Source organism: Xanthomonas campestris pv. badrii, assembly GCF_012848175.1.
GTDB classification, from domain to species: domain Bacteria; phylum Pseudomonadota; class Gammaproteobacteria; order Xanthomonadales; family Xanthomonadaceae; genus Xanthomonas; species Xanthomonas campestris_C.
In genome coordinates, this window is sequence record NZ_CP051651.1 from 4437969 (window position 1) to 4457352 (window position 19384).

The window sequence follows — 19384 nt, forward strand, 5'->3', positions numbered from 1 at the left end:
CTATCGCCCAGCTCGATAAGCCATATCACCTGGATCCAACCAGAAAGGAATTGAGATGTCATCGACGTTTGAATGGGTAGATTTGCCAGCAGGTCGGGCACGCTTTTCGGGCGGCATACGCGGCCATGACGAGCTTGGCCATGAGACTTTTGCGATCGAAATTGATGGCAATGAGTATTTTGGAGAGTTAGAGAATGATTGGCTTCCAGACCAGACCCACTATGACGTAGCGGTTGTCTCTTTTGGATTTTCGGTAGAGCTTCAGGTTGGGATGCCAATTACCGCCTGGTCAGTTCGTCCATTTACCGACGACGAACTAGAGTCTATAAAGATTATTATCATCCAGTTAATAGATGCTGGAACCAAATTTACGAAAAAGCCGATCATCATTAGTGAAAGCGGAGGAGCGATATTCACAGGTAAGATAATTTTTAAAGAGAACTGGGCACTAACCAAGCGCGATGATCAGCCTGGTGATCAAGGATGAGCGACTACGCCGCCTCAATCTCTATGGTAGAGAAAGCAGAATCTCTGGACCAAATATCGCAAATCGCGAGGTCGTTTTCTGCAAAATCTAGTAGTCAGGGTGGAATTCTATATAGCCGTCGAGTTGGGGATGTGTCGTCTGAAGTCATGGCAGTTGAACTCTCCGGTAAGACGGGACTTCCCATCATCAACGACACCCCGCGCGCCAAGTTTCTTATGGAAGCTCGGACCGTTATCGAGGAGAAGGCGACCGATATTTTCAGGGCACAAGGATTGCCGGCGAAGATGGCTAGGGAGTCCGCCGCGTCGTTCCTGTTCGGCGACCCGCAGGCTCCAAGCCAGAATCCCACATCCTTGTCGAAATGCCTCTGGGGCGAAGCCTCCAACGAATTCGCAAGCTCGCTACGCGGCGATATCAAAGTGGTGGCTTCTGCTGCCAACCTCGAACGCGTCTTCGGCCAGGTCGAAGTACCTGCTGTGCTGAACAACCCAAACGTCACTTCGCTGGGTGGACAACCGATTCCGAAGTTGCAGGCGCTGTATGCACAGGGTGGCGCGGGCGCTGTGCTGCCGGAAGTGCAGACACACTTCATCCAGGCTGCACCAAAAGGCATCTTTGTGACGCCCGAGAGCATCGGTACAGAGATCAAGAATGTTACGTTCTCTCGGGAATTCGCAGAAAGCCTTGAGTTGAAGCAAACACCCTTCAAACCCTCCGCAGAACTCACTGCCTCGGGCATGGTCCGCGCGCCAACGGGGCTCGATGTGCCAGCCGCAACTATCGGGGAAACGGCGCTCAGCGCTGAGGCAGCGGCATCACGCAGGCTCGCGTCAGGCACGGTCCGTGGGCTGGGTGTCGCGGGCGCGGCGGCGGCGGTCTACGACCTGGGCGCGACGGCAAGAAATACCGCGCGGTTGGATGCGCAGGGCAACAGCACCGCTGCCGATGCAGAGGTCACGCGCTACGCCACGCGCACTGTGGGCGCTGTGGGCGGAGCTGTGCTCGGCACAAGCATGGGCGCGGCCCTGGGCGTGGAGTCTGGACCGGGCGTGTTGGTCACCGGGGCGATTGGCGGCGTTGTGGGTGCCGTGGGCGGCGACAAGCTCGCCGATGCCATCAACGACCACCGGATTTCGCATCAGCAAGACGCGCAAGGCAATACATGGCGCCTCGAAAATCATCCGTCCGGGACGCGGTGGGCGCGAGACGTCGGCACCGGCGAAGTCGATCCAGCTGCCATCGCCTTCGGCGAGGCTGGTGTGCCGCTGCAAAAGACGCGAACAGACGTTGCGACGCCCGACGTGTCGGACCTGTTGACGTTCAAGGCATCAGGTACGTCCATCGAATTGGCGTTGGGCTCGCCGCCACAAAACAAGGACCCCTATACCCAGCCCGCCAACGCGCACGACACCCGAAGCCTGCGCGACGCGCCCTGGATACACAACCCGGACACTCAGCAGTGGACGCGCCAGGTGACCGATGGGCTAGTCGATCGCAGCATGCGCACGCACACCGAAACGGCGAGTCCCCAACGTGCGGCGCAACTCGATGAGGCTTCGCAGCACGTCCTCAAGCAGAACGCGCTGCAGACACCTGCAGCGATGGCTGCGCACTACAAAAACACCTACGAGCAGCATGGCTGGGCGCGTCACGGCTACATGCCTGCCGCAGTCCATGACGCGCTGAAGCACCCCGGCCGCATCGTTGGCTCAGACGGCGACCTCTACGAACGTGGCAACGATGGTCAATGGACGCATGACGGCATGCTCTGGGACAGCCACGCCAAGGGAAATTTGAAGCAGGAGCTCGATGGAACCTATGCGGCCCAGACCTTGGGGACACAGCGAACGGCTGCACAGCCTGGGCCCCCGGCTGCTGCCGTACCGATCACGACGCTGGACACCATCCATGTCACTGCGCCCCGGATGCAAGGCCAAGACAGCACGGATGCCTCTTCGAAAAAAGCACAGGACGGCATAGAGACACGCGGCGATAGTGCAGGCCGGCCGCAAGCGGTGGGCCCGCATGATCCGCAACATCCCGATCACGCCATGTTGAAGCAGATCCGCGAAGGTGTGGCCAAGATCGATGAGAGCCTGGGCAAACCCTACGATGCCATGAGCGAGCGCGTCAGCCGCTGCCTGCTGGCGGCGTGCAAGGACAATCGTGAGGCAGATCCGCACGCAACAGGTGACACATTGAGCAGCGGTGCGCTGAACCGCGTGGATCATGTCGTGCTGGGCGATAACGGTAAACTATTTGCGGTGGAAGGGCGGCTGGACGACCCTGCGCACAGGAGGGTGCACATAGACACCGCTCGAGCGATCCATACGCCGCTCGAACAGTCCGACCAACAGCTCCTGGCCGCCAATCAGGCCATTGCCCAGGAAAGAGCGCAGGCGCAGCAGCAGGCATTGGCACGCGGACTAGATGATCTGCATCAGGGCGGGCCGGCAAGATAGCGTGAGCACTTCGCTGCTACGTCGTGATGCGTCGCCATGCCTGCGGTGCACAACAGCAGTCAATCCATGACTGCTGCCTCAAAGATTGCCTGCGGGTCGTTCCCAGACGACGCGTCGATAGCAACCGGATGCGGGCGGTGACACTGCTCCCGGTTGATCGAAAGTAACCAGCCTCGATCGCATGCAGATCGCACTGCGGATGCGATGGACGCCACACCGCCATCCACGCTGTCGGAGCCGACGACGCAGCATGGCGCTGGCTGGCATTATCGATTCCCACTTCCAGCCTCAGCGCTTGGCCCCATCGCCCAAGCCGGACGTGCGATTGCGCGCGGCATAGTCCTGCGCCTGGCCCATCACCCGCAACAGGTTGCCGCCCCAGATGCCGGCGATCTGCTGTTCGCTGTAGCCCTTGCGCAACAGCCATGCGGTGATACGCGGCAGGTCGGAGACGTCTTCCAGGCCCACCACGCCGCCACCGCCGTCCCAATCCATGCCGATGCCCACGTGCTCGGGTCCGACCACGGCCAAGATGTGCTCAAGATGCGCGAAGAAGTCTTCTTCGGTGGCGCGCTTGATCGGGTAGCGCGCATCCAGGTCCTTCAGCGCGGCACTGAGCTTGGTGCCGTCGGCGATCTTGACGTGCTCCCAGCCGCCGTACTGGTCGGTGAGCGCCTTCTCGGCCGCCTTGCGCTCGGGGCTGGCGCCGCTGTCCACCAGATAGTCGCCGTAGGAATTGACCTGGATCACCCCGCCATGCGCGGCCAGTACCTTCAGGCGTGCATCGTCGATGTTGCGCGGGTGGTTGTAGACCGCACGCGCGCCGCTGTGCGAGAGCACGATCGGCACCGGCGACAGCGCAATCAACTGGTCGAACACCGCATCGGAGGCATGCGATTGATCGATCACGATGCCCAACGCCTGCGCCTGTTGCACCAGCCGTTTGCCGGCCGGGCTCAGGCCGTTCCATTCGGCGCCCTTGGGGTCGGTGGCCGAATCGGCGAACTCGTTGTTGAGAAAGTGCACGGTGCTCATCAAGCGCAGCCCCTGCGCGTAATAGAAACGCAGCAAGCTGGGATCGGCCACCAGCGGGCTGGCGTTTTCCATGCTGATGTACACCACGCGCTTGCCGGCGGCCTTGATGCGCGCGGCATCGGCCGGCGTGGTGGCCAACGCAAAACGCTGCGGTTGCGCGGCCACCAATGTGTGGATCTTCAGCAGACGCTGCAGGCCGGCATCGCGATCGTCCAGGTGCGCGGCTGCACTGCGATTGCCCTGCCCGGTGTAGACCGCCCAGAACCCGCCATCCAGCGCGCCTTCCACCATCCGCGGGTAATCCACCTGCGCCAAGCGGTTGCCGGCATGCGCCTGCAAGACGTCGAAGTCGGCGCGCTCCAGATTGGCCGGCGTGTCCAGATGCGAATCCAGCGTGACCAGGCGTTTCTGCAGGGCAGTCGCGCGCGCCAGTTCGGCCTTGGAAAACTCAAGCGCATGGGCAGGCGGCGCAGCGGCCAGCAACAACGCGACAGACAGGCAAAGCGAGCGCAGGTGCATGCGATCTCTCAGGCAGTGGGGGTGAGCCGATCATAGCGGCTTGCCGCACGTGCGCTGCGGCGGTATCGAGCTACGCGTCGCAATGCGGGCAACGACAGCGCCCCCGTCGGTCGTCGTTGCGCAACGGTTGGATACATCCGTGAGCCCAGCGCGCATGGACCGCCACGCGCGTTGCAGCATCAGTCGTCCAGCTCGGCCAGCCGCGCGCGCAGGCTGTCCACGTCGATGTGGTCGCGCAGATACGGCCACTGGCGGGCAATCACCGACAGCAGCACGATCCAGGCGCCCAGCACGCCCAGGCATGTCGAGCCCAGCGCCAGGACCAACGGGTGCAGCGGCGAGTGCTGGCCGGTCTTGAACAGGTACATGAAGGCGCCGGCGAACAGTAGCCAGACGCAGAACACGGGCCAATTGCTGGCTAGCAGGCTGGGATTGGGACGCTCGATCTGGCGCAGCAGCCCGGTCAACACTTTGCGCTCGTCCTGGTGGTTCATCGCCAGACCTCCGCTTGCCTATGGGGACGATCGTTGAGGCCTGCGCCCGCCGCTTGCGCTCTGACACGCAGGCGCTGGCGGTCCCTTGCCTGAGGCGCGCTGGACCCAGGCAAGCACCGCATCGGCGTCAGTCGACCACCCGGCAGAACACCGCCTTCAAATAGCGCGATTCCTGCACGTGCGCCATGAACGGGTGGTCCGGGCCAGCACCGGCCACTTTCAGGATCTGGATGGTGCGGCCGGAGAAATACGAGGCGCGCCGCAGCATGTCCAGGAACTCCTGCTCGGCCACCAGACCGGTGCACGAGAAAGTGGCAAACAGGCCGCCGGGCTTGACCACGCCCAGCGCCAATTTATTCATGTCCAGGTACTTCTTGAGCGCGGGGATCACCTGGTCGCGGTCGCGGGTCATCTTGGCCGGGTCCAGGATCACCACATCGAACTGCTCGCCGCGATTGGCCGCATCGCGCAGCCACGGAAAGATGTCGGCCTGCACGAACTTGGGCCGCACGTTGTTGAGCTTGGCGTTGCCCTTGGCAATGGCAATCACGTCTTCGTCGATATCCACGCCCAGCACCTCGGCCGCCCCGCGCGCGGCCGCGTACACCGCAAACCCGCCGGTGTTGCAGCACAGGTCCAGCACGGTCTTGCCGTGGACCTGCTCGCTCAGCCACTGGCGGTTGTCGCGCTGGTCGGCGAAGAAGCCGGTCTTGTGCGCGCCGGCCGGGTCGGCGCGGAACCTGATGCCGTGCTCGGTGATCACCGCAGCTTCCGTGGTGGTGTTGCCGTGGAAGTCGAAGCTTTCCTGCTTTTGCACGTGTTCGTCGGCAAAGCTGTGGAAGCGGCAGCCCGGGAACTGCTCGCGTAGCGCGGCGTAGATCCATTCGCGGTGGCGGAACATGCCGGCGGCGAAGAACTCCACCACCACCAGGTCGCCGTAGCGGTCCACCACCAGGCCGGACAGGCCATCGCCTTCGCTATGCACCACGCGCCAGGCATCGGACACGCCATCGAGCTTGAGCCAGTCGCGGCGCAGGCTCACCGCCGCGGCGATCTTGCGCGAGAACCAGCCCGCATCCACCGGCACCGCCTGGTCGGTCTCCAGGATGCGCACGGCGATGCGCGAATGGCCGTTGTAGAAGCCCCGCCCGATCCACTCCCCGTCCACGCCGACCACATCGACGATGGTGCCGGGTTTGGGCTTGGCGGCAGGCTTTTCCACCAGCTTCTGGAAGATCCACGGGTGGCTGGAGCGCCACGCATTCTTGAGTCGGACGACGGGGACAGGAGTATTCATCCACCTATTGTATCCGCCTGGATTGACGTGCCTGCGCCGGGCACGCAGAATCGGGCGCAGAAAGGGAGTAGCTCCCAACGTTGTCGCCGTCATGACGAGCCCTGGCAGCAGGCGCTCCGGTGCAACGGCAACCGGCCCGGCCGGTTGCGAGCGAGACCTTCGCCGCGCAGGCGAAGGTCCGTCACCCGGAATCCACGATTCCCGTGTCACAAGGCCTCAGCCCAAGCGGCTGTCCAGGTCGTTTCACTTTTCGGGATTCTCTATGCAAACCATCGGCAATGTCTGGTTATGGGGCGGTTTCGGGGTCGTGGTGATCGCCGCGCTGCTGATCGATCTGGTGCTGATGCGCCACGGCGGCGCCCACAAGGTCACCTTCAAGGAAGCCGCCTGGTGGAGCATCGGCTGGGTACTGCTGGCGCTGGCCTTCAACGCCGGACTGTGGTGGTACCTGCAGGGCAGCGTGGGCAATGTGCAGGCCGACCAGATCGGGCTGCAGTTCCTCACCGGCTACCTGGTCGAAAAATCGCTGGCGGTCGACAACATCTTCGTGTTCCTGATGGTGATGACCTACTTCGGCGTGCCCGAGGAACAGCGCCAGCGCGTGCTGATCATCGGCGTGCTGGGCGCGATCGTGCTGCGCGCGATCATGATCTTCGCCGGCTCGATGCTGCTGGCCAAGTTCCATTGGCTGCTGTACGTGTTCGGCGCGTTCCTGCTGCTGACCGGCATCAAGATGTGGTTCTCCGCCGGCAAGGAGCCGGACCTGGAGGCCAACCCGGTGCTGCGCTGGATGCGCGGGCACCTGCGCCTGAGCCCGCAGTACCACGGCAACCTGCTCAGCGTGATCAAGGACGGCAAACGCTGGTTCACGCCGCTGTTCGTGGTGCTGATCCTGATCGCGGTGATCGACGTGATCTTTGCGGTGGACAGCATCCCGGCGATCTTCGCGATCACCACCGACCCGTTCATCGTGCTCACCTCCAACGTGTTCGCGGTGCTGGGCCTGCGCGCGATGTTCTTCCTGCTGGCCGGCATGGCCGACCGCTTCCACCTGCTGCCGTACGGCCTGGCGGTGATCCTGGTGTTCATCGGCATCAAGATGATGATCATCGATCTGTACAAGATCCCGGTGCTGGTGTCGCTGGGCGTGGTGGTGGCGATCCTGGTGGCCACCATCGTGCTGAGCCTGCTGCGCCCGCCCAAGCCGGCCGGGCACTGAGGGACCGGGATTGGGCAGTCGGGATTCGGGATTGGTGGCGCAGCCTGGGCTGCTGGCAACCATGCGCACCGACCATCTCGACTGGTCCTTGCCCGCACATCGTCCGTGATAACGCGCAGGCCGAGCTGCCACAGATCCGCGCCGGGGCTGGATTATCCCGTCGCCGGGTCTGCTTATCCCACGTTCGCCGGGCTTGTAAAAGACCTGCGCGCCGCCATCCGTGAATGCATGACAACGCATCCTCTCGCCCCCGATACCGCCACCCAGAGCCGCCTGGATCGTTCCAGGGTGCTGCGTGCCTTCAATGTCAGCCTGGCCGCCGTGCTGCTGCTGGTGGCGGTGTTCACCGCGCAGGGCATGTTCGACTGGCGCGCCTGGGCGGTGGCGCCGCTGCAGGCCGACGGGCTGATCGGCATCCTCACCGCGCCGCTGCTGCACGGCTCGCTGCCGCATCTGGGCGCCAATGCGGCCGCGCTGCTGATCCTGGGCACCCTGGCCGGCAGCGTGTACCCGCGGGCCACCGCCATGGCGCTGCCGTTGCTGTGGCTGGGCTCGGGGCTGGGTGCATGGCTGCTGGGCGAGCCCGGCAGTCGCCACCTCGGCGCCAGCGGCATCACCCACGGGCTGATGTTCCTGGTGTTCGTGCTGGGCCTGCTGCGCCGCGACCGCCCGGCGATCGCCACCAGCATGATCGCCTTCCTGTTCTATGGCGGCATGCTGATGACCATCCTGCCGCACGAAGCTGGCGTGTCCTGGCAATCGCATCTGGGCGGCGCGGTGGCCGGCCTGATTGCCGCCCTGCTGCTGCGCCTGCGCGACCCGCAGCAGGCCAGGCCGCGCTACAGCTGGGAAGACGAGGACGAAGACGCTGCCTGGGAGGTGAGCAACGCCGAACACGCGATGCTGGAACCGCCGCCACCGCGTCAGGTGCCGGTGCTGTGGCAACGCCAGGATGACGGCTCGGAAAACGTGGTGCTGCACTTCCCGCCGCGCGAGCGGCCCCCGGGGAGTTAATGGCTGCATCCTGAGATTGCCGCCTGCCCTTCCGTAGGGGCGTGCCTGCGCGCGACAGGGCATTACCGCTCATACCTCGGCACCCTGGATGTCCGGGATCGATGCGACAGGGATGCGGTGGCATCGCCATGTTCATCGTCGCATCGCATCTGGCTGGTTTGCGCCCGATGACGGTGAACGGTCTTGTCTGTCGCGCTCAGGCGCGCTCCTACGAAAGCGCTGCCTACTGCGGCGTTTTTCCGCGCAATGCTTGCCGCGCCAGCCCCGGATCATCGGCAAAGAAGGCATCGATGCCAGCGTCCAGATACGTCTTGAGTTCGGCCAACGCTCCTGCGTCGTTGCGCCCGGTCACTGCGCCATCGCTGCGGTTGTTGGCGGCCAGGAAGTAATTCTCCGGACGGAACGTATACGGCTGCACCTGCAGTCCGGCCGCGTGCGCATCACGCACCAGGGACGTCGGCGTGCCCAGGCGCTGCTGTGCGTCCAGCGGAATGATGGCGCGAATGTCCGGCCCGATCGCATCGGCGTAGCTGGCCACCTGCTTGAGCCCCGCAGGCGTCATCAGTTGCGCGTATGTGCCTGGCGCATCGTCCTTGCCCGCATCGGGGAGCGGCATCTGCGGCCCGCCCAGCAACTGCAGCAGGCGAATGGTGCTGGCGCGCCCGATCTTGCCGCGCAGGTAGCGCAGATTGCCGGTCTCGAACGACTGGATGATTACCGGTGCTGTCCGCGTATACGCGTGCGCCTGCAACGTCGCCAGTACCTTGTCTTCCATCGGCAGGCCGAGCGCAGTGAAGTAACTCGGATGCTTGATTTCCGGAATCAGCCCGATCGTGCGGCCGGTCGCGGCAGATTCGGCCGCGACGAAATCGATGATCTCGTCGAAGGTCACGATCTGGAAGTGGCCATCCCAGCGCGTGCCACGCAATTGCGGCAAGCGCTCGCGTGCGCGCAAGGTCTTCAATTCGGCCAGCGTGAAGTCCTCGGTGAACCAGCCGTCCATTGCCTGGCCATCGATGGTCTTGCGCGTCTTGCGCGCGGCAAACTCCGGATGCGTGGCCACATCGGTAGTGCCGCCGATCTCGTTCTCGTGACGCGCCACCAGCACACCATCCTTGGTGGACACCAGATCCGGCTCGACGAAATCCGCGCCATCGACAATGGCTTTGGCGTACGAGGCCAAGGTATGTTCCGGCCGCAACGCGCTGGCGCCACGGTGCGCAAAGATCTGCACCGTCTTGGCCAACGGTGCCTCGGCAACCGCCGGGCCGCTCATGCCAACCATCATCGCTCCCACCAGCCAGATACGACCGACCTGCATCATGCCCATCTCCAACGAAAAACAGCGACCGCATCGACGCAGGCCGCCAGGCGCACCTGGCCAATGAGCGACGCGGAAGGTACGACTGTACATCCCGCGCCCGCATCTGCCCGACAACCACTGGTGGCGTCTTATTGCCCACTCTACCCGGTCCGCGTCGACGGACCTCGGAAATCAGACGTCAGTGAGCAACAGCAAAACCCGCTCTTGCGATTCCCAAATCCCGATTCCCTAATCCCATCCTCAGAACTTCGCGTCCAAGGTCAAGAACACCTGACGCGGCGCACTGGCGTGGAAGGCCAACTGCCGCCCATTCGGATCGCTGTTGGCGAACGCGGTGAGGTTGGAGGCGTAGCGCTTGTCGGTGAGGTTGGTGACATTGAGCGAGAGCTTGAGCGCCTGCAGCACACCGACCTGGCCGAATGCATAGCCGGCGCCGGCGTCGAAGGCGGTGTAGCCGCCGAAGCCCTGGTCGTTGGTGTAGGTGTAGAAGCGCTCGCCGGTGTATTTGCCCCGCAGGTTGAGATTCCACGGACCATAGTTGAAGGCCAGCTCGCTGGCGAACATGCGCTTGGGCGTGTCGACGGTGTATTTGCCGGCAGTGGGAATCACTACGCCGTTCTGCACGTAGTTGTCGTCATAGGTGGAACGGTTGATCGAGGCCGAGTTGTACCACTGCAGGTAGCTGGTCGGCTTCCAGATCACCGTCAGCTCACCACCGCGGCTGCTCACCGAGCCCACGTTGAAGAAGCGCGTGGTGCAGGCCGGCGTGGTGCCCTGCTGGATGCTGGCGCAAGGGTTGAGCGAGAGCAGGCGGTTGTCGAAGGTCACGTCGTAGCCGACCAGCGAGGCCTCGAAGTGATCGCGCACGAAGCGGTAACCGGCTTCCAGCGTGCGCGACTTTTCCGGTTCCAGCGCGCCCACGCTGGCATCGAAAGACGCCTGCGTCACCAGCAACGGGCCACCGGCACCGCCGCCCTGGAACGCGGCGATATTCTCCGCGTACGAGGCAAACACTTCCTGGCCCTCGGCGAGGCGATAGCCCAGCCCGACCTGCGGCAACACCGATTCGCTGGCCTTGAGCGAGCCGGTCGCCACCGGTGCTTCCACCGCCACGCCCGGCGTCTCGCGCGCGGTCATTTCGGTGCTCGGGCTCTTGATGCCCAGGTCCAGGCTCAGACGCTCGTCCAGGAACTTGAAGTTGCCCTGCACGTAGAACTGCCGGGTGGTGATGATGTAGTTCTGCGAGAACAAGCGGCGATTGGGATTCTGCAGGAACGTGTCGTCGCTGACCGGACCATCGATCCAGTAGAAGTTGCGCTCCACATCGTGGTGGTTGCGCTCGTACCACAGGCCGGCTTCCAGATGATGCGGGCCCAGGTCCCAGCCCAGCGAGGCGATGCCGCCGGTGCGGTTGATCCAGTAGTTGGTGCTGCGGATGGAGATCGGCAGTGCCTGCGGCGTGCCCGGATTGGAGGCCTGGCCCGGCGACCACCAGTGGCCCTGGCCCTTGTTTTCGTGGTGATAGACCTGGGTGTGCAGGCTGATCGCCTCGTTGGGCTGGAAGTCGCCGGCCACGTAGAACAGGTCGTCGTCGCGCAGCGCGCGGCTCTGGTAGTACGCATCGTCGATGTTGTCCACGCCGCCACTGAAGCCGCAGCGCGCCGCATTGCGTGTGGCCGGCGCGCAGTACGCCGCTGCCAGGGCGCGGTTCCAGTCCGGCGCGTACAGGTTCCAGTCCCAGCCCAGGCCGCGCGCCATGCCGCTCTTGGACAGATAGGAATAATCCGCCTGCGAGGTGCGCGAGGTATCGGCAAAGGCGGTCAGCTTGCCGCCATCGAATTGATACACACCCTTGGCGTTGAACTGCCGCGTGGTGGTCGGCGATTCCGGGCGCGCCCACATGTCCGCTTCTGCATTGATGCCGGACAGGTACGCCGAAAAGCCGTTGTAATCGCCGGTGTCCACGCGCAGGAAGGTGCGGCGGTTGGCGTCCGAACCCACGGTCTGCGACACCTGTCCACCGAACACGCTGGACGGATCGGCCGAGTAATACTGGATGGTGCCACCCAGGTTGCTGGTGGACGCGGTGCCCAACGCACCGATGCCCGAGGCCAGCTCCACACCACCGAAATTTTCCGCAATCAATGCGCGGCTGATGTTGAGGCCGTTGTAGTTGCCATAGGCGTTGTCGCCCAGCGGCAAGCCGTCGAGCGTGTAACCCAGTCGCGTGCCGTTGAAGCCGCGCAGGCTGATCGTCTGCGACTCTTCGTTGGCGCCGAAGGCGTCGTTGGACTGCACGTTCACACCCGGCATGCGGTTGAGCAGCTTCTGGATGCTGGTGCCCGGCGGCAGCACCGGGATGTCCTGGGCGGTGATGCGCTGCACCTGGCGGGTTTCGCCCTGGCCGATCACCGACACCGCATCGAGCTGCTGCACGGTGTCCGCGGCGGCGGAGGCATCGGCCGCTACGTCGGCCGGTGTATCGGCCGCCTGCACGGCCGGCGACAACACGAGCGCGGCGAGCACGGCAGCACTGAGGAGATGGGTCTTGGGCATGGGAGGCGTGGGGGATGAGTCAAAAGATGGCGGCAAGCGTGCGACAGCTGTCTTGCGTCGATACGACGACCAGATGACAGTGCCGCGACAGTCGGTGCGCATGCCGCGCCGCAGCTGCGTCGTGCAGGCGTGCAGCTGTCATCTGCACGTCGTAATCTGCGCGCTCTTGCAGTCGTGCCATACCGAGGAGTTGCCCATGTCCCACCGCATTGCCCGCCACTGGCAACCGACGCTGGCAGGCGTCGCCATCGCCGCGCTACTGCTCGGCAGCGGCATGGCGGGTGCACGGCAACCGGCCGCGCCGGCAGGCTCGGTGATTGCCACCGACGCCCGCGGCTACCTGGACACGTCACAGCTGCCCGACAGCCTGCGCCTGGTGCCACCGCCACCGGCGGACGGTAGCGCTGCGCTCGCCAACGACGAAGCCGTCGCCAAGGCCATGCTGGCGTTGCGCGACACACCGCGTTGGGATCTGGCCGCACAGGATGCCGTGCTGAGCTTTCCTGCCGCCGCAAGCGCCTTCCGCTGCGCGCTCGGCGTGCAGGTCGACCAGGCCGGTACGCCGCACCTGCTGCGCCTGCTCGAACGCAGCATGCGCGATGCCAGCACCAGCACCAGCGCCGCCAAGGCGCACTATCACCGTCCGCGTCCGTTCATGCGCAACGCGCAACCGATGTGCACGCCTGACGACGACGCCAGCCTGCGCAAGAATGGCTCCTATCCGTCCGGCCACACCGCCGTCGGCTGGGCCTGGGGATTGATCCTGTCGGAAATCGCTCCGGCCCAACGCGATGCACTATTGGCACGCGGCCGTGCCTTCGGCGACAGCCGCCTGGTCTGCAACGTGCATTGGCAGAGCGATGTCCTGCAGGGCCGCATCATGGGCGCGGCCACCGTTGCCGCCTTGCATGGCGATCCAGCATTCGAGAAAGACCTGGCCGCTGCCCGTCGCGAGATCGAAAAAGCGCGCGCAACGCCGTTGCCTGCCGCTACTGCAACAGCCTGTGCCGCAGAGAACGCCGCATTGCAGACCGCATTACCGGGCGTGATGTAACGTACCCCAGCGTGGAGCTTCCACGCATTGCCCGTCGATAGATGCATGACGCCGATGCGCTCAACGCCCCCAGGCCACGCCGTCGTCAGACGACGTTCCAGGGACGCAAGGTGGTCCGGATGGCGAATTCAACATCGCCACGTCGTTTCACTTGCCGATGCAGAAGCTCGAAAAGATCTGGCCCAGCAGCTCGTCGGCGCTCATCTTGCCGGTGATCTCGCCCAGTGCTGCATGCGCCAGGCGCAGTTCTTCGGCGGCCAGTTCGAGTTGTTCGAAGCCCAGTTCCAGGTCGGCGGCATCGGCGTGGTGTTCGGCGCGGCGCAGCGCTTCCACATGGCGGGTGCGCGCGGAGAATTCGCCGTCCGCGCTGTCGCTTGCATCGCCAAGTGCCAGGTCGCGGAGCCGTGTGTGTAGTTGCTCCAGCCCGTGTCCGGTGATGGCCGACACCGCAATCGCATCGCTACCCAACGGCGTGCTGTCGGCCAGCAGGTCGCATTTGTTGTGGATCCACAGCTGGCGGGGCACGGCATCGATGGCATCGCCGATCGCCTCACGCGCAGCCTGCGGGTCGCGCGCATCCAGCACCACCAGTGCCAGGTCGGCACGTTCGAGCTCGGCGCGCGCGCGGCGCATGCCTTCGCGCTCGATCGCATCGCCGCCCTCGCGCAGGCCGGCGGTATCGACCAGGGTCAGTTCGAAGCCATCGAGCTGGATGGCTTCATGCAAGGTATCGCGGGTGGTGCCGGCGACATCGGTGACGATGGCGCGGTCGCTGCCGGCCAATGCATTGAGCAGCGAGCTCTTGCCGGCATTGGGTGGGCCGATCAGTACGGCGTGCAGGCCATCGCGCAGCTTGCGGCCGCGCTCGGCATCGCGCAGTAACTGGGCCAGCAAGGCGCGGGCCTGCTCCAACCCTGCGCGCACCTGCGCTCCACCCAGGGTATCGAGCGGCTCATCGGCGAAATCGATCGCCGCCTCCACATGCACGCGCAGTCGCGTCAGCCGCTCGCTCACCGCCTCGATGCGGCGCGAAAACACGCCATCCAGCGAACGCCGCGCGGCACGTGCGGCACGCACGTCGCCTGCAGCGATCAGGTCGGCGATCGCCTCGGCCTGGGCCAGGTCGAGCTTGCCGTTGAGGAAGGCACGCTCGCTGAACTCACCCGCACGCGCCTGGCGTGCGCCCAGCGCAACGCAGCGCGCGACCAACTGACGCAACAGCACGGGGCTGCCGTGGCCCTGCAGCTCCACCACGTCTTCACCGGTAAAACTGCGTGGCGCCTGGAACCACAGCGCGATGCCATCGTCGATCACCTCGCCCTGCGCATCGCAAAAGCGTGCGTAACGCGCGTGCCGCGGTTGCAGGCCGGCAACGCCCAGCGCTGCGGCGATCTGCACCGATTGCGGGCCTGACAATCGCACGATTCCGATGCCCCCGACCCCGGCCGCACTGGCGATGGCAACGATGGTGGATGTAGCAAAGGACATGGGCACTGGCTCCAACCTGGATTGCAAAGCATAAGCGCGGCTCTCAGAACAGCGCGGTAGTGGGCAACGATGCACTGCGGGCGCGTGCGTCACGCGTAACTGCACGCGCGTTCGACACCCGTGTTCCTTCTGGCACCTGTATGCCGCTCCTCAGCGTCGCCGGATCAAGTCGACTGCAGCGACACGCGCCTGCACAGCGCCGCCGTTTGCGGTTGCAGCTCCACAGACGTGAAGTAGGCCCTGCGAACCTGGCGCAATCGCCGGCTACAGCACAGGCAGCGCCAACAGTGCGATAGACCATCGCGCACGAGGGACCGGTTCTAAGGGTGTTTCCTGCCAACATGCCACTTCGGCATGTGGTTGCTGGCGGCAATCCACACAGCCGGATTGCGGCGCTGGCGCTGACAACTGCTGGCCCGCATGCAGAAAGCCCGCCTTGCGGCGGGCCCTCGTGACTTACTTGGCGTTGGCCTGGATGATCTTGCTCGGCTTCTCGCCGTGCTGGCGGATCATCCACCACTGGATCAACAGGCCCAGGCCGCCGTTGACCACCCAGTACAGCACCAGGCCGGCCGGCATGAAGGCCATCATGACGCCGAATACCAGCGGCATGAACTGCATCATCTTGGCCTGCATCGGGTCCATGCCCGGGGTCGGGGTCAGCTTCTGTGTCGCCCACATGATGGCGATGTTGAGCACCGGCAGGATGAAATACGGGTCGCGCGCGGTCAGGTCCTGGATCCAGCCCAGCCACGGCGCCTGACGCAATTCCACCGACTCCACCAGCACCCAGTACAGCGCGAAGAAGATCGGCATCTGGATCAGCAGCGGCAGGCAGCCGCCCATCGGGTTGATCTTTTCCTTCTTGAACAGCTCCATCGTCGCCTGTTGGTACTTGACGCGATCGTCGCCGTAGCGCTCCTTCAGCTGCGCCAGGCGCGGCTGGAAGCGACGCATCTTGGCACCGGACTTGTACTGCGCGGCAGACAGCGGATACAGCGCCAGACGCAGCAGCACCACCAGGCCGATGATGGCCCAGCCCCAGTTGTGCAGGAAGCTGTGCAGGTGGCTCAGCACCCAGAACAGGCCCTGTCCGATGATGGCCATGATCGAGAAGCGGCTGTAGTCGACTACGCGGTCCAGCCCCTTCACGTCTTCCTTGGCGATCAGGCTGACCAGCTTCGGGCCCACCCACAGGCGTGCCTCGGTGCTGGCGGTCTGGCCCGGCGCCACGGTGAATGCCGGTCCACGCAACTCGGCCACGTCGCGCGGGCCGTCCTGGGCCAGCACGTATAGCGAGGCCTGGTCCTTCTGCGGAATCCATGCGGTAAAGAAGTGGTGCTGCAACAGCGCCACCCAGCCGCCGGTGATCTGGCGGTTCAGGCCGCCGTCGTCCATGTAGTCCTTGAACGCGCGGCGCTCGTAGCCTTCCTGCGGGCTGTACCAGGTCGCTCCGTTGAAGCTGAAGGAGTCCGGGTTGGTCATGCCGCGGCTGAGGATGGTCGGCACCCGGCTCAGCTTGCGGAACACATAGCCGTTCCATGCCGCGCCGCTCTTGTTGATCACCTCGTCCTTGATCGAGATCGCATAGCGGCCGCGCTCCAGGGTGAAGGTGCGGCGGATCGACACGCCGTTGAGGCCATTCCAGATAAACGGCACCACCAGGGTGTTCTGGCCTTTCGCCAACTCGAAACTGGTGCCCGGCTGCTCGGCGCGGAAGCCGCCCACGCCCGGCACCGGCGAGTGCTCGCTGGCCCAGCCGCTGGTGGCGTTATAGGGGTGCGCCGCATCTTCGGTCAGCAGGCTGACCGGCGCAGTGCCGTCCTTGGTCTGCGGGAACTGCAGCAGCTCGGCATCCAGCACGCTGCGGCCATCCAGCTTCAGGCGCAGCACGTCCGAGGTCAGGGTCACCACCGGCGCGGCATCGGCGGCAGTCGGCGTGGCCGTCGCGGTGCTGGTGGACGGCACCGCGCCCGGAGCGCCTGCCTGCGGAATGGCCTGTGCACTGGGCACATTGGCGGGCGTGGCCGCCGCATCGGGATCGCGTGCCGCCGGCACCGTCTGGGTGGCCACCGCAGCGGGTGCATTCGCCGCTGCCTTGTCCTTGCCCCACTCCATCCACAGCAGCGCCGCGACCATCAGCCAGGCAAAAATCAGGAAAACACGGGTCTGGTTCATCGGGCAGCAACTCGCTCAGTCGGAACTACAGTTCCGGCTCTGTCGGGGAAAGGGAGGATGGGTGCATCGTCCTGGCGGGCGGCATTGTGCCGGGCGCGGCAGGCAGGGGCAATGCGCCGGCACGGCGCAGCAGACGCACAAAGGCGTCGCGAATCTGTGGATTGGTCGCCTTGGCGGCTGCCGAACGCGCCACAATCACGTAGTCGCCGCCGGCCAGCTCGGGCAGCAGGTGGCGCATCGCATCGCGCAGGACGCGCTTGATGCGGTTACGACCGACCGCACGGGTATCGACCTTGCGCGACACGGCCATGCCCAGGCGCGGCGGCGTATCGCCAGTGCGCCAATGCAGGCTGAGCAGCGGATCGGAGGTCCGACGCGCAGTGTCGAAGACAAGCGTATATTGCGCACGCGTACGAACCCGCGCAGAGCGAGGAAATCGCCTGCACGGGTTCGATACATTCACGGTAGGAACTGCCTCGGCCGCAGGGAGCGGCGCGGCAATCAAGCGCTCAGGCGCTTGCGGCCCTTGGCGCGGCGGCGAGCCAGGATCTTGCGGCCGTCGGCGGTTGCCATACGTGCGCGGAAACCATGGTCGCGTGCTCGCTTCAGGTTGCTGGGTTGGAAAGTACGCTTGGTGGCCATGGGGCCCTCTGCATGAATGGAAACGGTGAACCGGAAATTTTATAGGACCGCATCGGTCCGGGTCAACTCCCCTGGTGCTCTCACCATGACGAACAGACCTGCATCCTGTGGATGGACCTGTGAATAAGTCTGGGAAAAGCCGGCCTGCGGTGCTAGGCTGGTCCATCCTCTTTTCACTTCCGGGCTGCGTGCACGGCGCCTTGCTGCGCGCCGCAGCCAGCAACAGATGATCACACTTTGATGGATGCTTGGCCCCGCTGTCTGGAACGTCTCGAAGCCGAATTCCCGCCCGAAGATGTCCACACCTGGTTGAAACCCCTGCAAGCCGAAGATCGCGGCGACAGCATCGTGCTGTACGCCCCGAATGCCTTCATCGTCGACCAGGTCCGCGAACGCTACCTGCCACGCATCCGCGAGCTATTGGCCTATTTCGCCGGCAATGGCGAGGTGGCACTGGCGGTGGGGTCCCGACCGCGTGCGCCGGAACCGCTGCCCGCACCGACCGCCACGCCCAGCGCGCCGGTCGCCGCCGCGCCGATCGTGCCGTTCGCGGGCAACCTGGATTCGCACTACACCTTTGCCAATTTCGTCGAAGGCCGCAGCAACCAGCTCGGCCTGGCAGCAGCGATCCAGGCCGCGCAGAAGCCCGGCGACCGTGCGCACAACCCGCTGCTGCTGTACGGCAGCACCGGTCTGGGCAAGACCCACCTGATGTTTGCCGCCGGCAACGCGCTGCGCCAGGCCAACCCGGCCGCCAAGGTGATGTACCTGCGCTCGGAGCAGTTCTTCAGCGCGATGATCCGGGCGCTGCAGGACAAGGCGATGGACCAGTTCAAGCGCCAGTTCCAGCAGATCGATGCGCTGTTGATCGACGACATCCAGTTTTTCGCCGGCAAGGACCGCACGCAGGAGGAGTTCTTCCACACCTTCAACGCGCTGTTCGACGGCCGCCAGCAGATCATCCTGACCTGCGATCGCTACCCGCGCGAAGTCGAGGGCCTGGAGCCGCGACTGAAGTCGCGGCTGGCCTGGGGCCTGTCGGTGGCGATCGACCCGCCCGATTTCGAGACCCGCGCCGCCATCGTGCTGGCCAAGGCGCGCGAACGCGGTGCCGACATCCCCGACGACGTGGCGTTTTTGATCGCCAAGAAGATGCGCTCCAACGTGCGCGACCTGGAAGGCGCGCTCAATACCCTGGTGGCCCGCGCCAACTTCACCGGACGCGCCATCACGGTGGAATTCGCCCAGGAGACCCTGCGCGACCTGCTGCGCGCGCAGCAACAGGCGATCGGCATCCCCAACATCCAGAAGACCGTGGCCGACTACTACGGTCTGCAGATGAAGGATCTGCTGTCCAAGCGCCGCACCCGCTCGCTGGCGCGCCCGCGCCAGGTGGCGATGGCGCTGGCCAAGGAACTCACCGAACACAGCCTGCCCGAGATTGGCGACGCATTTGCCGGCCGCGATCACACCACCGTGCTGCATGCCTGCCGGCAGATCCGCACCTTGATGGAGGCCGACGGCAAGCTGCGCGAGGACTGGGAAAAGCTGATCCGCAAGCTCAGCGAGTGAGGGTTTGACGCCCTTTTCGCCATGCTTGGAAAAAAGCGTGGAT

The 19384-nt window shown here is 64.8% G+C and carries 15 protein-coding genes; 6 read left to right on the forward strand and 9 right to left on the reverse strand.

Annotated elements, in window-relative coordinates; all coding sequences use genetic code 11:
* The first annotated feature begins 55 nt into the window (after window positions 1-55).
* Both HG421_RS18835 and HG421_RS18840 read left to right on the forward strand, forming a co-directional pair.
* Window positions 56-487 (forward strand): hypothetical protein, encoded by a 432-nt coding sequence (locus HG421_RS18835; RefSeq protein WP_169707683.1) that lies wholly within the window; start codon window positions 56-58, stop codon window positions 485-487.
* Window positions 484-2949, forward strand: coding sequence for an XVIPCD domain-containing protein (locus HG421_RS18840; protein WP_169707684.1), 2466 nt, complete (start codon window positions 484-486; stop codon window positions 2947-2949). Before HG421_RS18835 ends, HG421_RS18840 begins: the two co-directional genes overlap by 4 nt.
* Window positions 2950-3237: 288 nt before the next feature.
* Here HG421_RS18840 and HG421_RS18845 read toward each other — a convergent pair whose 3' ends face one another.
* The 3 genes from HG421_RS18845 to HG421_RS18855 form a co-directional block, all read right to left on the reverse strand.
* Window positions 3238-4503, reverse strand: coding sequence for a dipeptidase (locus HG421_RS18845; protein ID WP_169707685.1), 1266 nt, complete (start codon window positions 4501-4503; stop codon window positions 3238-3240).
* A gap of 179 nt (window positions 4504-4682) precedes the next feature.
* Window positions 4683-4997: a hypothetical protein gene (locus tag HG421_RS18850; RefSeq protein WP_425533333.1), complete on the reverse strand. Its 315-nt coding sequence runs from the start codon at window positions 4995-4997 to the stop codon at window positions 4683-4685.
* A gap of 127 nt (window positions 4998-5124) precedes the next feature.
* Entirely contained in the window at window positions 5125-6294 is a 1170-nt protein-coding gene (locus tag HG421_RS18855) for a class I SAM-dependent rRNA methyltransferase (RefSeq protein ID WP_169707686.1), read from the reverse strand.
* 262 nt (window positions 6295-6556) lie between these two features.
* On the opposite strand from HG421_RS18855, the gene HG421_RS18860 reads away from it, so the two are divergent.
* The gene (locus HG421_RS18860) at window positions 6557-7513 is read left to right on the forward strand and encodes a TerC family protein (RefSeq protein WP_169707687.1); all 957 of its coding nucleotides are present in this window, start codon (window positions 6557-6559) and stop codon (window positions 7511-7513) included.
* 228 nt (window positions 7514-7741) lie between these two features.
* Window positions 7742-8527, forward strand: a complete 786-nt coding sequence (locus HG421_RS18865) for a rhomboid family intramembrane serine protease (RefSeq protein WP_169707688.1) — start codon at window positions 7742-7744, stop codon at window positions 8525-8527.
* A gap of 223 nt (window positions 8528-8750) precedes the next feature.
* Here HG421_RS18865 and HG421_RS18870 read toward each other — a convergent pair whose 3' ends face one another.
* Together HG421_RS18870 and HG421_RS18875 are read right to left on the reverse strand one after the other, a co-directional pair.
* Complete coding sequence (locus HG421_RS18870) at window positions 8751-9851, reverse strand: glycerophosphodiester phosphodiesterase (protein ID WP_169707689.1); 1101 nt, start codon at window positions 9849-9851, stop codon at window positions 8751-8753.
* Between the two features lie 240 nt (window positions 9852-10091).
* Window positions 10092-12407, reverse strand: a complete 2316-nt coding sequence (locus HG421_RS18875) for a TonB-dependent receptor (RefSeq protein ID WP_169707690.1) — start codon at window positions 12405-12407, stop codon at window positions 10092-10094.
* A gap of 196 nt (window positions 12408-12603) precedes the next feature.
* Between HG421_RS18875 and HG421_RS18880 the strand changes: the two genes are divergently transcribed.
* A complete protein-coding gene (locus HG421_RS18880; protein ID WP_169707691.1) occupies window positions 12604-13461 on the forward strand; it encodes an acid phosphatase in 858 nt (285 codons plus the stop codon).
* A 147-nt stretch (window positions 13462-13608) separates the two neighbouring features.
* Here HG421_RS18880 and mnmE read toward each other — a convergent pair whose 3' ends face one another.
* From mnmE to rpmH, 4 genes are all read right to left on the reverse strand, one after another.
* Window positions 13609-14949: a tRNA uridine-5-carboxymethylaminomethyl(34) synthesis GTPase MnmE gene (gene mnmE / locus HG421_RS18885; protein WP_169707692.1), complete on the reverse strand. Its 1341-nt coding sequence runs from the start codon at window positions 14947-14949 to the stop codon at window positions 13609-13611.
* 456 nt (window positions 14950-15405) lie between these two features.
* Window positions 15406-17127, reverse strand: coding sequence for a membrane protein insertase YidC (gene yidC / locus HG421_RS18890; protein ID WP_169707693.1), 1722 nt, complete (start codon window positions 17125-17127; stop codon window positions 15406-15408).
* Window positions 17128-17152: 25 nt separating this feature from the next.
* Window positions 17153-17590 carry a ribonuclease P protein component gene (gene rnpA, locus HG421_RS18895; RefSeq protein ID WP_169708263.1) on the reverse strand — a complete coding sequence of 146 codons (438 nt, stop codon included), beginning with the start codon at window positions 17588-17590 and terminating at the stop codon, window positions 17153-17155.
* Window positions 17591-17628: 38 nt separating this feature from the next.
* The gene (rpmH, locus tag HG421_RS18900; RefSeq protein WP_002805908.1) at window positions 17629-17769 is read right to left on the reverse strand and encodes a 50S ribosomal protein L34; all 141 of its coding nucleotides are present in this window, start codon (window positions 17767-17769) and stop codon (window positions 17629-17631) included.
* Window positions 17770-18009: 240 nt separating this feature from the next.
* On the opposite strand from rpmH, the gene dnaA reads away from it, so the two are divergent.
* Window positions 18010-19341, forward strand: a complete 1332-nt coding sequence (gene dnaA, locus HG421_RS18905) for a chromosomal replication initiator protein DnaA (RefSeq protein ID WP_169707694.1) — start codon at window positions 18010-18012, stop codon at window positions 19339-19341.
* The last annotated feature ends 43 nt before the right edge of the window (window positions 19342-19384 follow it).

What these genes read in the sequence shown, in the direction of transcription:
- HG421_RS18835 (WP_169707683.1), top strand. Translation starts at nt 56, where the DNA reads ATGTCATCGACGTTTGAATGGGTAGATTTGCCAGCAGGTCGGGCACGC.
- HG421_RS18840 (WP_169707684.1), top strand. Translation starts at nt 484, where the DNA reads ATGAGCGACTACGCCGCCTCAATCTCTATGGTAGAGAAAGCAGAATCT.
- HG421_RS18845 (WP_169707685.1), bottom strand. Translation starts at nt 4,503, where the DNA reads ATGCACCTGCGCTCGCTTTGCCTGTCTGTCGCGTTGTTGCTGGCCGCT.
- HG421_RS18850 (WP_425533333.1), bottom strand. Translation starts at nt 4,997, where the DNA reads ATGAACCACCAGGACGAGCGCAAAGTGTTGACCGGGCTGCTGCGCCAG.
- HG421_RS18855 (WP_169707686.1), bottom strand. Translation starts at nt 6,294, where the DNA reads ATGAATACTCCTGTCCCCGTCGTCCGACTCAAGAATGCGTGGCGCTCC.
- HG421_RS18860 (WP_169707687.1), top strand. Translation starts at nt 6,557, where the DNA reads ATGCAAACCATCGGCAATGTCTGGTTATGGGGCGGTTTCGGGGTCGTG.
- HG421_RS18865 (WP_169707688.1), top strand. Translation starts at nt 7,742, where the DNA reads ATGACAACGCATCCTCTCGCCCCCGATACCGCCACCCAGAGCCGCCTG.
- HG421_RS18870 (WP_169707689.1), bottom strand. Translation starts at nt 9,851, where the DNA reads ATGATGCAGGTCGGTCGTATCTGGCTGGTGGGAGCGATGATGGTTGGC.
- HG421_RS18875 (WP_169707690.1), bottom strand. Translation starts at nt 12,407, where the DNA reads ATGCCCAAGACCCATCTCCTCAGTGCTGCCGTGCTCGCCGCGCTCGTG.
- HG421_RS18880 (WP_169707691.1), top strand. Translation starts at nt 12,604, where the DNA reads ATGTCCCACCGCATTGCCCGCCACTGGCAACCGACGCTGGCAGGCGTC.
- mnmE (WP_169707692.1), bottom strand. Translation starts at nt 14,949, where the DNA reads ATGTCCTTTGCTACATCCACCATCGTTGCCATCGCCAGTGCGGCCGGG.
- yidC (WP_169707693.1), bottom strand. Translation starts at nt 17,127, where the DNA reads ATGAACCAGACCCGTGTTTTCCTGATTTTTGCCTGGCTGATGGTCGCG.
- rpmH (WP_002805908.1), bottom strand. Translation starts at nt 17,769, where the DNA reads ATGGCCACCAAGCGTACTTTCCAACCCAGCAACCTGAAGCGAGCACGC.
- dnaA (WP_169707694.1), top strand. Translation starts at nt 18,010, where the DNA reads ATGGATGCTTGGCCCCGCTGTCTGGAACGTCTCGAAGCCGAATTCCCG.